The sequence below is a fragment of the Helicobacter bilis ATCC 51630 genome, assembly GCF_000686565.1.
Lineage (GTDB): Bacteria > Campylobacterota > Campylobacteria > Campylobacterales > Helicobacteraceae > Helicobacter_A > Helicobacter_A bilis.
In genome coordinates, this window is the sequence record NZ_JMKW01000054.1 from 1 (window position 1) to 13,406 (window position 13,406).

Here is a 13,406-nt window from a genome sequence, read left to right on the forward strand (position 1 = left end):
GATTCTAGAATCAAAAGGCTTTATTGACCTGCCTTATGAAAACTATCTAAGCATTGGGGCGCAATACTGGTTTTCATGGATGCAGGATATGGTAGCAAAGCCTAGTCAGTTTTCACAACACACTTTCGCCCTTTTCGCAGAAAATGAATGGGAAGCCTTTGATGGATTTCGCTTTACTTTAGGGCTAAGGGAAGATTATAACTCACGCTTTGGTTTTAACACTTCGCCAAAGGCATATTTGGTTTATGAAGCTATCCCTGATTGGCTAACGCTTAAAGGTGGCGTAAGCATGGGGTATAAAGCACCATATCTTAATCAGCTTATAGATGGACAATATGGCTTTGGCGCACAAGGGCAACTTGCATTTTTAGGGAATCCAAACCTAAAACCTGAAACAAGTCTAAGCTTTGAGATGACCGCTCTTACAGATAATGACTATTTTGAATCTGGAATCACCTATTTTTATAGTCTATTTTGGGATAAGATCAGCTCGGAGACTTTAGCTACCAGTGCAGATCAGGCTAAATGCGGTAGCACGAGTTTCAGCAGAGGTTGCTCTCGCGCGATAAATGTTGATAGATCCTATATACAAGGTGTAGAACTCTATGCGGGGATAAAACCACTTTATGGAGTAAATTTTGATATAAGCTATACTTTTACAAGCAGTGAGCAACTAACAGGTAATCTAAAGGGCGCACCACTCACAGACACGCTAGACCATAGATTCAACGCAAAGCTTGGCTATACATGGGAAGATTTACATGTATATTTGCGTAGTGAAGTGCAAGGCAATCGCTTTAGAGGTTTGAGACCTGGCACAGATGCAGCACAACAGCAAGTGCTAGGGGCATATTATAAACCTTTTATGCTTTTACATTTGGGGGCTACTTATAGAATCAATGAAAAATTTAAAGTAAATTTTGCTATCTATAACCTTTTAGACAAAAACTTCGCAGATTATAGACAATATGGTTGGGAGACTAGCGGTAGCAATGGCAGCAATTATACCGGCAATGCACTAGTTGGCAATATGTATAACTACATTGCTGAAGGCAGAAGATATTGGTTTAGTGTGAATATGGATTTTTAGATTCTCTGTTTGGGTCTGTATCTATTTCTGTATTGCGGGGGGATACTTGTAGGGATAGGGGATTGTAGATTTTAGAATCTAGATTTTGTATTGTTTTGTTTGTGTTATGTATGGAATCTTTATTTTGAATAGATTCTGTAATCTTGTCATATTTGCAAGTGTGGGCGTGAAGTGGCGAAGCCACAAACCCAGACTTGCAAAAATCCTTGCAGATTGTGTGAGCCTTTGAAAAAGGCGAAAAATCTTTTTTAGATTCCATACTAGATGTTTCGCTTTGCTCAACATGACAATCGCTAGAATCCGCAATCTTGTCATATTTGCAAGTGTGGGCAAGAGCTTTGCTCGTGCGAGTGCGTAAGCACGAAATATCTTTTTTAGAATCTATACTTTTAGATATTTCGCTACGCTCAATACGACAAGCTATCTTGTTAGAATCTAAAGTCTGTTTTAAATCTAAATGCGTTGCGTGGTCTAAGTTATAATCTTTAGAATCTAGATTCCAAGAATTGCACCCTAAACCCTGCACCCGCCCATTTGGGGGAGAATCTAGATTCCATATCGCTTCATTTATGCTACTTTTAGATTCCATATCCATTACACTTTCATATTGTATTTTAGCGATAGCAGCTCTGCCTATCATTGCGGCATTATCACTACAATATTTTAACTCACTCATTAATAGCTTTTTATCAAATTGTGAAGACACGGCTTGTGCCTTCTCTCTTAGCATAGAGTTTGCGCTAGCCCCACCAACGATAGCAAAATGCTTGATATGGCTATTTTGCTTCATATAGGACCTGCATTTTTGGATAAGGTGCGTTGTCGCACTCTCTTGTAGTCCTAAGGCTAATGCCTTTGCTTGTGTGCTATTTTTTATATCTTGTGTTTTAGAATCTTGTATAAGGGTTTTTAACTCCATTTTTTCAAGCTGCAAGCGAAACGCATTTTTTAACCCCGAGAAACTAAAACTCTGTATATTTTGATTTACAAGCGGTATGGGTAAGGCTATGGGGGCAATATTTTCTTTTAATGCCATTTGTGCCATAGAATCTATGATTAAGCCGCCCGGATAGCCAAGCCCTAGCATTTTAGCCGCTTTGTCATAGCATTCACCAAAGCTATCATCAAGCGTATTTGCAATTACTCGCATATCATTGTAGCTATAACATTCAAGTAGCATTGTATGCCCACCTGATACAAGCAAAACGCAAAGTGGCAAAATCGCTTCAGCTTCTATAAAAAGTGAGTATATATGCCCTTTTAAATGATTTATGCCAAGTAGAGGGATATTTAGAGATAGGGCTAAAGCCTTTGCCATTATTACCCCCTCTAAAAGCGAGGTAGATAAGCCCGGCTCATTTGTTACTGCGATATGGGTTATATCTTTTAGTGAAAAATTTTGCTTAAAATTTTCTAATAGCTGGACTAAATCCCTTGCAAAAAGCCTTGAGGCAAGCTCTGGCACAACACCGCCATAATGGCTATGCGAGACTTCCTGTGAAATCTTTTCATGCCATAAAAGCTTTGTGCTATCACCATCTGTGTATGCTAATGCACTATCATCGCAACTCGATTCAATACTTAAAATCCGCATATTTTCTCTTTAAGTGTTATGTTTTAATGTATAATTGTATCAAAGAAGTAAGTAGTTGTAAGTCTTAGGAGGTAGAACATGTTTGCAGAATGGGAAGAGCAAAAAGGGATCGTGCTTATTTATCCGCATGTATTTTGTGATTTTAATGCGAATCTAGAGGAAGTGCAAGAATGTTATGAGAGCTTGATTACAGAGATTCTAAAGGTTGAGCCTTTATTTCTCATCGTGCATCCAAAGGATAATGGTGCAAAAACTAGATTGCAAGATTTTCTATCCACACTTGAGACAAAGGCATATCCATGCAAGATTATCGAGCTAGAGAGCAATGACTTGTGGGCTAGAGATAGCATTGCCATTTCTGTGAAAAAGCAACACTCACAAGTTTTAGCACAAATCACAAATGCTATGCTAGGTAGTAAAACCAAAACCAATAAACTTGGAATCCTAGATAAAATCATCAACAAAGAAACAGAAGAAGAGCATATCTATGCAAACTTTGGATTCAATGGCTGGGGGCTAAAATACCCTGCAAATCTTGATAATAAGCTAAACACTAAACTGCATGAAATGGGGCTTTTTGAGAATATGGAAACCTATGGCATGATACTTGAGGGCGGAAGTATTGACTATAATGGCAATGGGCTGTTGCTTACAAATACGCAATGCTTACTTGAAGCAAATCGCAATCCGCATTTAAATAAAGAAGAGATTGAAGAAAATCTTAAAAGCACATTGCAAGTAGAAAAGATTCTATGGCTTAATAATGGCTTTTTACTCGGCGATGATACAGATAGCCATATTGATACCCTTGCTAGATTCATCAATGAAAACACGATTGCCTACATTAAATGCGATGATTTAAATAACCCGCATTTCAGTGCGTTAAATGCTATGGAACATGAGCTAGAATCTCTTGCAAAGACACATAATCTAAACCTTGTGCCACTTCCATTTTGTGATTATGTAGCAAAGTGTGATGAAGATTCTATAAATAATAATTCGCTTGTAAATAATCTATCTAATGATAATTTACCTACTAACAACCTGCCCGCAAGCTATGTCAATTTCTTATTCTTAAATCAAAAAGTTTTGCTTATGCCAACCTATAATAAACCAACAGACCTTACCGCACTACAAATACTAAAGAAAGCCCTACCAGACTATAATGTCATAAGCATAAACTGCGAAGCATTGATACAACAGCATGGAAGTTTGCATTGTGTTAGCATGCAGATACATTAGTTGGGGTTAGATCCTATTCGCTTGGGCGATACTGGATTTTGATGCGTAGAATTTGTGAATGTATAGTTTCTAAGCAAAGAAAGTCATCGTAAATTCGTGCGAGAGTAATCGCGTTAAATGATAACACCCAAACTTATAAAACAAGTTATAAGTTAAAAGTCAATAAAAGTCTTAAATAAAAGCTTAAGCTCCAACAGACTTCCACTCAAGTGGAAACACAAGACATACATCTCTAGAGATATTATCAGAATCTATTAGTGCTGGGAAGTCTTCACTCGCTCGACTGAAAGTCTTTGTAACCTCTTGTTGCACTATCTCATCACTCAAGTCGCCTGTTTTTTGTAAAATTTCAATACTGCTAAGTTCTACTTCCTTGCCGCTTAGACATACCTTTGCTAACGCTTTTGCACCATAGCCATTTATGACCCATTCTTGTGGATAACGCATCGCATTTTTCATAATGTAGTGATACAAAGCATAGTTTTGCACACTCTCATTTTCCTTTGCGTGTCGCTCCATGCTATAAGGGAATTTATCCCATTTCTGTTCACCAATCTTTTTTGCCGCGTTATCAGCAAGCATTGCTAAAACAATATCCATGTGTTACCTCCTTTCAACCGCTTAAAATATTCCTTATTGCTTTAAGCTTAAAAGTGTGTTTAGAATCTGATCTGATGTCGTAATGGCTTTTGAGTTTGCTTGGAAGCCTCTTTGCACGACAATTAGTTGTGTTAAAGCTCTACTTAAATCCACATTACTCATCTCAAGCTTAGACCCACTCACGCCGCCTCTTCGTCCTGTGTTTGCTGCACCTATGATTGGCTCACCGCTATTGCCTGTTTCAGAAAATATATTGTTTCCTTCTGCTTGCAAACCTGCACTATTTGCAAAGTTTGCTAAACCTACTTGTGCTAATGCTAGAGTTTTACCATTGCTAAATGCACCAAGCAAAGCACCATTTGCATCAAATCGCACATCCATCAAGTCCCCAGCGTTATAGCCATTTTGTGCTATGTTATAAGTTTCTGAACGCTTATCTACACTTGTTAAGCCATCAAAAGTTTGATTTTTACCAAAGTTTAGCTCAATTCTCTGTGGAGATTCTGCACCATTTTTTGGGTCAAACTGCAACATAGGCGGATTCATACCTGCTAAGCTACCATCATTGTTAAATGACACTCTACCACCCTCAAACATATTTGGATTATCCGCACTACCACCTATAAATTGTGCTGGTTCTGGCACGATAGCTCTAAATGTCCATTCCTTACCACCACTTTTTATAAACTCAAATCGTATCGTATGCTTTGTGCCTAAAGTGTCAAATAAATCAACACTTGTAGCATGTCTTGCATGTGTGAATTTACCACTTGCTACACTTGAGCCACCCTCAATAAGTGAAGCGGTGTTTAACGCACGCATTGCATCACGCAATAATATATTGCTTGATACTTGCCCTGAGCTATATGCACTTGCCATAATCTGCAAGTTATCTGTTACACCATCATCGTTATCTTTGTTTGAAATCTCAAACATACCAAAGCGATTAAGCGTAACGCTTACGCTTGCTGTGCTATCTTTATATTCTTTACCCGGGCTTTTTATCATATTTGCATCATATTGCATTAATGCGCGTAAATCTTCTGTTGTTTTAAACTGCCCTGTTGTAGAATCTGGGTCATTTGACTTTGTGTAGCGATAGCGGAATGCTGTGATGTCTTTATCACCTTCTACAAAGTTTGCAAATGCACCTGTCCCACTTTTTGTAACGATAATATTTTTTGTATTCTCATCGCCATCCATTTCATTGCGGTTTTCAAGTCGCAATTGTCCATTATCTACATACGCTTCAATACCTGTTTTATCACGCACTGCATTAATGGCTGATACTGCTGCTGCAAGTGTGCTTGTGCCAGATAATCCAGAATCATTTGTAAAGCTTACTTTTTGTCCGTTAAGATACAATACGCTTGGCTCTTTTGTAGTAACTACATTATTCACAAGTCGTGAAGTCTTATAACTCATCCAAAAGCCTTGATTTTCATTTAACGCAAAAGAGTCACCATCAGCATTAAATAACGCACCAAAATCTTCTGCCATTTGAGTAAGATTCCCTTTAGAATCATACTTTGGACTAATGCCATCAGCTGCAGTATAAGTTGTAGAATCTAGAGCAGAGACATTTACCACATCATCTACATGTCTTCCTGCACTAAGGTTTGCTCTAAGCGTTACCTTGCTTGTAGGGCGTGCAGGCATAACCATACCGGGGTCAATTTGAATGCTTTCAAGTGGTCCTGTATTATCTACCTTGAAAAATTCATTATCAGTCATTGTAGAGCCAGAACCCTGATCGATTGGCGGTCTATTCCAACCTTGCACCACATAACCACCATTTGTTACGAGATTCCCTTTTGCATCAAACAAAAACTCACCATCTCTGGTATAGTTTTTTGTCTCACCCCTATCTCTACTGATAATAAAAAAGCCATCTCCCTCAATAGCTAAATCAGTCTTTACATCTGTATTTTGTGTGTTACCTTGCGAAAAAACCTTTGTTGTCGCATTGATACCAACACCCATACCAACTGAAAAGTCGTTTTGCCCTCCAAGTCCATTTTTATAGGGCGAAGTAGCAATTTGTTTTACTTGAGAAAGCATATCTACAAAAGATGCACGAGAATATTTAAAACCAACTGTATTCACATTGGCAATGTTATTACTCTCTACATCTAATGCAACTTGGTGAGCTTGAAGCCCACTCACACCTGACCATAATGAGCGTAGCATAGAAATCCTTTACCATAATTGAAATTTTGATATGTGAAGCAAATAGAGTTCCAAATGGTCTGTTAGGTGTAAATATTTACATATAATATGAGAATTCTTGGAGATGAAAAATAAAAATACAAGAATAAACAAATCTAAGGGTTGTTAGCAATGTTAAAATGCCACACTTATACAAGTAAGAAACCTTAAAAACTTACACGATGTGTTATAACAGACAAATACGGCAAGAGCAAAATATATAATTAAGTTTATTTTAAGTTTAAATGAATTATAATGCGAAACGATGTTGAAAAAATGCCACATTCTATATCATGAAGTCCCATAAATACGCAATTTCATAGATTTTGGTTTAGCACAAAGCACAGATTTTATAAACAGAGATTCTAACATGCAATCTATACCACAAACTAGCAACGCATTAAACACTGATACTAAAGATTCCATAAACAGCAATAACACGCAAAATGATATACAAAATAAAACTCCAATCCCAACACATCTTACAATACAAGTTGAAAGTCGTAAGTTTTGCCTAAGTTTAGAAAAGCTAGATTCTATCTGTCGTCAAAAGATTGTAAGCATATTTGCACAAAAGCAATACACGCTAGAAGAACTATTAACACTTTTTGTAACAACTCTTAGAGATCAAAGTGCCGCAGAACAAGAGCTTATGCGTATCGTGCAAGCTTTAGAATCTTAGTTTCATTGTATTATGTGCTTTATTGTCGTTGCAATTATTAATAGGAATCTTGCACCACTTACTTATTATACGCACGATGAAGTTGTGCTATATGATATCATGCAGGTAAGCGTACGCAATAAAATGGAGCTTGGCATAATCGTGCAGATAATATCAAATCAAAACTTTGAGTTTGAGATACTTGAAGCTAAAAAATCACATTTTAGTTATACACAAACACAACACATTTTATTGCCCTTTATGAGTGCTTACTATATACAAAGCATAGGTATTACCGCACAAGTTTTCACGCCAAAGGATATGAGAATAGAATCTAACATTCACTCAAGTGGGCTGCCAAATTTTAAGCTACAAAAAAACGAGGATTTAGAATCTAATCATCATATTAAATGTAAGCAAACATTTGATATGGAATCTAAATATGACAAGAATCTAGATTCTACACCAACAAACCACGCAAACAAAACCACAAATTCTAGTAATTGTTCTATGGCTTTGGAGGCTTTGATTGAATTAGAGGGTAGGAGTTATCTAAACGATACTGACTACCCCTCTAATTCAAACAATCGTTCAAATTGCATAGACAAGGGCGAATTTTTACAGAATCTAGATTCTAATAATTTTGCACCCTTACACCCTGCACCCACCCATTTGGATAAGAATCTAGATTCTAAAAATTACGCCCTAAGCCCCGTATCTCACCCAGATTTGACAGAGAATGCAGAATCTAATCTCCCACAAACAGAAATCCTATGCAATCTAAAAACCCTATCAAACAATCAGCAAGAAATCCTTACAGAATGCAGCAAAAGGTCCCTAAGCCTTATCTTTGGCACAACAGGTAGCGGTAAAACTGAGATTTATTTCCATGCTATTGCTAAAACTCTCAAAGAGGGCAAACAAGCCTTACTACTCATGCCAGAAATCTCACTCACACCGCAAATGCAAGAGCGATTAAATACCGCTTTCCCAAACCTAGCGGACACATGGCATAGCAAACGCACAGCTACACAGAAGCAAAAGATACTACAATCCCTGCAAAATGGGAAGCTAAAAATCATTGCAGGGGCAAGAAGTGCTTTATTTTTACCATTTGAGAATCTAGGCTTAATCATTGTAGATGAAGAGCATGATGACTCATATAAATCACAGAGTAATCCAAAATATCATGCAAGAGATCTAGCCATTTTCCTAAGCACAAAGGGCATTCAAGTGATATTAGGCAGTGCCACGCCAAGCCCTAAAAGCTATTATTTAGCTAAAAAGCATAACTATTTATTGCATTTGCAAAATAAATTTCATAACAGCACACAAACACTGCATTATGATGAAAGTGAGCAAATTGGCATAAGTTTGCATATACTTCATGCTATCACTAGCACACTTGAAAGGGGAGAGCAAGTCATTATCTTTTTGCCAACAAGGGCGAATTTTAAGATTTTGTTATGCAGGACTTGCAAGCAAAAGATTCTATGTCCAAATTGCAGCATTACGCTTAGTTTGCATAGTAAAAAGAATGCGCTTGTATGTCATTATTGCAACTTTACAAGTCAAATCCCGAGGGCTTGTAACACCTGCGGTAGTGATATGCTAAGTGGTGTGCGTATGGGGACAGAAGAGTTTAAAAAAGAGTTAGAAACCGCCCTTTTATCTCATAATCTCACGCCAAATATTGCCATCTTTGATAGAGATAATGTTAGCACACAAAAAAAACTCACAGCCTTACTACATGACTTTGGAGAGCAAAAAATCGATATTTTAATCGGCACGCAGATGATAGCAAAAGGGCATGATTATCCCAATGTTACTTTGAGTGTGATTATTGGCATGGATTATATGCTGCAGATTCCAGATTATAGGGCGCATGAGACAAGTTTTTCACTTCTATATCAAGTCGCAGGGAGAAGTGGGAGAAAAAAGCATGGAAATATTTTGGTGCAAACAAAAGATTTTGAGATTATAAATAATCTATGGGGCGATTATACGAGAGTTTTACATTATATATTGCATGAGAGAAATCCCTTGTATCCGCCTTTTTGCCGCCTTGCCCTGCTTCGCTTTGGACATAGCAGTGAGAAAAAAGCACATAATCTTGCAAAAGAATTTGCTGGAGTCTTACATAAGATTCAGTGTGAAAATGACTATGCTTTTGAGATTGTAGGTGTAAGTGAGGCAAGTATCTTTAAGATAAAAAAGAAATATTATTATCAAATCCTGCTTCGCGCATATAGTAATCTCACTTTACAAAAAGCCCTGCAACATGCACTAAAATATGCGACAAGGGATATAAAAAATTGTATTGATATTGATATAGACCCGCTTAGTTTTTGATGTAGAATACGAAGTTTGTGGGGTTTGGTGTTTATTTTACTATTATATTTGAACCATATTGATGGCAAAAATAAAATGGTTAGCATGAAAACATGGTTTTATAATCATCATCTCATGTTGCACAAACCTTCACACAATTCAATCATATTCAAATTATCATTTGTCGTAGTTAAGTGAAAGCCCCTGACTCAAACTATCAAGGCATATAAATATTTACATGTAGTGTTGATAAAAATTGCATTATTAACTTAAATAAAAGATAATAAACACTTTTATATTATATAAACATGGAGATCAACAATGACTTACGAAGAAGCACATAAAATTTTTGAATTGCCATTTATGGAATTACTCTATAAAGCACACACTCTGCATAGAGAAAATTTCAATCCAAACTCACTGCAAACAAGCACACTTTTAAGCGTAAAAACGGGTGCTTGCACCGAAAACTGCTCATATTGTGCGCAATCAGCCCATTACAACACAGGCACGAAAAAAGAGAGTATGCTAGATAAAGAACAGATTCTAAAATATGCAAAGGCTGCAAAAGAAAAAGGAAGCTCTCGTTTTTGCATGGGGGCATCTGGCAGAAGCCCTAGCGATAAAGACCTTGAGGTGCTTTGTGAGGTGATAGGCGAGGTAAAAGATTTAGGTATGGAGACATGCGTAACTTTGGGTTTATTGAATGAGAATCAAGCGCAAAAGCTAAAAGATTCTGGACTAGATTTCTATAATCACAACATTGATACTTCAAAGGAATATTATAGCAATGTTATCACTACGCGGACTTTTGAGGATAGACTAAATACCATCAAAAATGTGCGTGATGCAGGGCTTAAAATCTGTGTCGGCGGGATTTTAGGTTTAGGTGAAAGCAATGAAGATAGAATTAATATGCTAGTTTTACTTGCAAATCTCCCCACGCCACCAGAATCTATACCGATTAATCAGCTTGTAAGGATTCCGGGGACACCGCTAGAAAATGGCGAAACGCTTGATTGCTTTGACTTTGTAAGGATTATCGCCCTAGCTCGCATTCTTATGCCAAAATCCTATATTCGTTTATCAGCAGGTAGAGCGCAAATGGATGATTCCTTGCAGGCTTTATGCTTTTTTGCAGGGGCTAATTCAGTCTTTTATGGCGATAGATTGCTGACTACAGAGAACGCCACACCAACTAGAGATGATATGCTATTTGCAAGGCTTAATCTTTCCAAAGAAGTTTTTGTTGAGGCAAAGGCGTAGAATTTAGCAAAGCAACTTATGTTTAAGTGAGAAGTAAAGCAAACCTATTTCCAGTGCAGTCCAATACATTAACAATTCTCATCTTAGGTTATCGTAAAGATTCTTACTTTAGTGGCTACATATCCCCGTAAGCATTTTGCCCAAACTTGCAAAAATGAAATGCCGTTTATCTTACCAGTATTTCTAAGAATTGCGATACGCTCTTTCTCATAGGTTTTTAATGCTTTATATCTTTGGTATCTTTTGCTTTTTGCATTAATTTCTTATAATTTTTAATGCATTCATCGCTTGCAAATTTATTGTGTCTCATTGCTAAATCTTTGCATATAGTCTTTTTGTATTATAACATACAAAATCTCACACAACAAACGCCTAAAACAACGGCATATCCATCTCGCTTGGGATAGGTATCTCCATAAGCTTTAAGATACTTGGGGCGATATTGCTTAACGCGCCATTTTGTATAGAATCTATACCATTAGAATCCACAAAGCAAAAGACATCGCCTAGCGTGTGATTTGTTAGTGGTTTTAGATTGGCATCTTTCATTTCTTCACAATTGCCATGATCGCTTGTCATTACTATGCTATATCCTTTTTGCTTAGCAAGATTCCATATCTTTGCTATCTCTTTATCGACTGCTTCAACAGCTTTTATCGCTGCTTCAAAATTGCCTGTATGTCCCACCATATCGCCATTAGCAAAATTCACAACAATAAAATCATAGCCTTTATTGATAAAATCACATACTCCATCGCCAACTTCTCTAGCACTCATCTCTGGCTGTAAATCATAGGTTTTCACCTTTGGTGATGCTACTAAAAGCCTTGTTTCACCCGCCCATTCTTCTTCCCTGCCACCATTGAAAAAGAATGTTACATGTGCGTATTTCTCTGTCTCTGCGACATGGGCTTGTTTTAGCCCCCTTTTACTTAGAATCTCAGCAATAGTATTTTTCACCTTATCTTTTGGGAAAAGTATAGGAAAAGGGAAATTCTCATCATACTCACACATACAGCCTATAAACAGATTAGGGAAAAACTTTCTAGGAAATTCACTAAAATCCCTTAGCCCCAAACTCGCAATAATCTCTCTAGCCCTATCACTGCGATAATTTACAAAGATAAAGCCCTCTGTGTTAGAATCTAGATTAGTCTCATTGATAAAATGCTGCGTATTATCACTATTATACGCCTTAAAACCCTTATAGCCATTAAAGCTAGCAGGCTTTATAAACTCATCAAATACGCCCTCATCATACTGCTTTTGTATATAAGATTCTATACTGCAAGTCTGCGGATTATCCCCATAGGCAAGGACTTCAAAGGCACATTGCACCCTATCCCATCGTTTATCCCTATCCATCGCATAGAATCTCCCGCAAACACTAGCTATCTGTATGCTATCACATAGAATCTCTTGCAAAGATTCTAAATAGGAAAGAAAGCTTTGAGGCTTTACATCTCTGCCATCTGTGATTAAATGCAATAAAACCTTTTTTTGTCGCTCTTTTGCAAGTAGGGCTAAACCCTTTAAATGATTAAGGTGTGAATGCACCCCGCCATCACTTGCTAATACGCATAAATGCAAGGTTTGTATAGAATCTAGTATGCTATTTAATGCCTTATTAGATTCTATACTTCTATCTTGCAGGGCATTATTAATTTTTACTAAATCTTGATAAAGGATACGCCCACTGCCCAAACTCATGTGTCCTACCTCAGAGTTTCCTATCTGCCCTTCTGGTAATCCCACACTCAAGCCATAAGTGCTAATAAGTGAATGCGGGACATGTTTAAATAAATAATCATAATGCGGCTTTTTCGCATGAAAAAAGGCGTTATACTCTGTCTTTTCACTATGCCCAATGCCATCTGTAATGATAAGGACTACTTTTTTCATTCTTTTTCCTTTTTGTGAAGCTAGATTCTCAAACAATAAAGTAAGATTATAACAAAAAATATAATATCTATAAGCCCTATTTGGATTATTTACTTTCTATATCTGCGTAAAACACTTTAGCGACACTCAAAAATCCTGTCATGTTGAGCATTACGAAAAAGGTGAAATATCATTTTTAGATTCCAAGCCTTTGGGTGGGTGCAATATAGCAATATTTTAGATTCTATAAAAGATATTTCGTGCTTACGCACTCGCACGACCAAAGCTCTTGCCCACACTTGCAAATATGACACAACCTTAGATTCCAAACCATTGGGTTGTCATTTTGAGTGCAGCGAAAAATCTAGCATAGATTCCTAAAAACTATCTATATTCCTCTCTTTTCATAGAATCTATTTCTTGCTCTTTTTGAAATTCTTCTTTATACCACACAGGGATTTGCTGCATACCAGAGCGATATAGCATTTTTGTTTTATTTTTTACCTTGCTGATATTCCACATGCTTATATCTT

At 37.0% G+C, this 13,406-nt stretch carries 10 protein-coding genes; 6 read left to right on the plus strand and 4 right to left on the minus strand.

Translation table 11 applies throughout. From position 1 onward, the window contains the following. Window positions 1-1,090: TonB-dependent receptor domain-containing protein (locus T368_RS0109360; protein ID WP_027338451.1), on the plus strand; the 1,090-nt coding region annotated here is incomplete at its 5' end. On the opposite strand, the gene tsaD is transcribed toward T368_RS0109360, so the two are convergent. Then, window positions 1,068-2,684 carry a tRNA (adenosine(37)-N6)-threonylcarbamoyltransferase complex transferase subunit TsaD gene (gene tsaD, locus T368_RS0109365; protein ID WP_004084558.1) on the minus strand — a complete coding sequence of 539 codons (1,617 nt, stop codon included), beginning with the start codon at window positions 2,682-2,684 and terminating at the stop codon, window positions 1,068-1,070. The genes T368_RS0109360 and tsaD overlap by 23 nt on opposite strands. Window positions 2,685-2,762: 78 nt before the next feature. Here tsaD and T368_RS0109370 point away from each other — a divergent pair, with 78 nt between their 5' ends. Further along, window positions 2,763-3,926: an agmatine deiminase family protein gene (locus T368_RS0109370; RefSeq protein ID WP_004084556.1), complete on the plus strand. Its 1,164-nt coding sequence runs from the start codon at window positions 2,763-2,765 to the stop codon at window positions 3,924-3,926. 183 nt (window positions 3,927-4,109) lie between these two features. On the opposite strand, the gene T368_RS0109375 is transcribed toward T368_RS0109370, so the two are convergent. Both T368_RS0109375 and flgE read right to left on the minus strand, forming a co-directional pair. Next, complete coding sequence (locus T368_RS0109375) at window positions 4,110-4,526, minus strand: hypothetical protein (protein WP_004084552.1); 417 nt, start codon at window positions 4,524-4,526, stop codon at window positions 4,110-4,112. A gap of 33 nt (window positions 4,527-4,559) precedes the next feature. Continuing rightward, entirely contained in the window at window positions 4,560-6,716 is a 2,157-nt protein-coding gene (gene flgE, locus T368_RS0109380) for a flagellar hook protein FlgE (protein WP_004084551.1), read from the minus strand. Window positions 6,717-7,104: 388 nt separating this feature from the next. Between flgE and T368_RS0109385 the strand changes: the two genes are divergently transcribed. From T368_RS0109385 to bioB, 3 genes are all read left to right on the plus strand, one after another. Next, complete coding sequence (locus T368_RS0109385) at window positions 7,105-7,416, plus strand: hypothetical protein (protein WP_004084549.1); 312 nt, start codon at window positions 7,105-7,107, stop codon at window positions 7,414-7,416. 12 nt (window positions 7,417-7,428) lie between these two features. Beyond that, window positions 7,429-9,747 (plus strand): replication restart helicase PriA, encoded by a 2,319-nt coding sequence (gene priA / locus T368_RS13830; RefSeq protein WP_004084547.1) that lies wholly within the window; start codon window positions 7,429-7,431, stop codon window positions 9,745-9,747. 300 nt (window positions 9,748-10,047) lie between these two features. Continuing rightward, window positions 10,048-10,992 (plus strand): biotin synthase BioB, encoded by a 945-nt coding sequence (gene bioB, locus T368_RS0109395; RefSeq protein ID WP_004084545.1) that lies wholly within the window; start codon window positions 10,048-10,050, stop codon window positions 10,990-10,992. A gap of 372 nt (window positions 10,993-11,364) precedes the next feature. Here the strand turns inward: bioB and gpmI are convergent, their stop codons facing one another. Continuing rightward, window positions 11,365-12,894 carry a 2,3-bisphosphoglycerate-independent phosphoglycerate mutase gene (gene gpmI, locus T368_RS0109405; RefSeq protein WP_004084543.1) on the minus strand — a complete coding sequence of 510 codons (1,530 nt, stop codon included), beginning with the start codon at window positions 12,892-12,894 and terminating at the stop codon, window positions 11,365-11,367. A gap of 198 nt (window positions 12,895-13,092) precedes the next feature. On the opposite strand from gpmI, the gene T368_RS15620 reads away from it, so the two are divergent. Continuing rightward, a complete protein-coding gene (locus T368_RS15620) occupies window positions 13,093-13,254 on the plus strand; it encodes a hypothetical protein (RefSeq protein ID WP_155116619.1) in 162 nt (53 codons plus the stop codon). The last annotated feature ends 152 nt before the right edge of the window (window positions 13,255-13,406 follow it).

Bases quoted from the DNA above. Each gene is read 5' to 3' on its own strand.
- tsaD (WP_004084558.1), bottom strand. From the start codon at position 2,684: ATGCGGATTTTAAGTATTGAATCGAGTTGCGATGATAGTGCATTAGCA.
- T368_RS0109370 (WP_004084556.1), top strand. From the start codon at position 2,763: ATGTTTGCAGAATGGGAAGAGCAAAAAGGGATCGTGCTTATTTATCCG.
- T368_RS0109375 (WP_004084552.1), bottom strand. From the start codon at position 4,526: ATGGATATTGTTTTAGCAATGCTTGCTGATAACGCGGCAAAAAAGATT.
- flgE (WP_004084551.1), bottom strand. From the start codon at position 6,716: ATGCTACGCTCATTATGGTCAGGTGTGAGTGGGCTTCAAGCTCACCAA.
- T368_RS0109385 (WP_004084549.1), top strand. From the start codon at position 7,105: ATGCAATCTATACCACAAACTAGCAACGCATTAAACACTGATACTAAA.
- priA (WP_004084547.1), top strand. From the start codon at position 7,429: ATGTGCTTTATTGTCGTTGCAATTATTAATAGGAATCTTGCACCACTT.
- bioB (WP_004084545.1), top strand. From the start codon at position 10,048: ATGACTTACGAAGAAGCACATAAAATTTTTGAATTGCCATTTATGGAA.
- gpmI (WP_004084543.1), bottom strand. From the start codon at position 12,894: ATGAAAAAAGTAGTCCTTATCATTACAGATGGCATTGGGCATAGTGAA.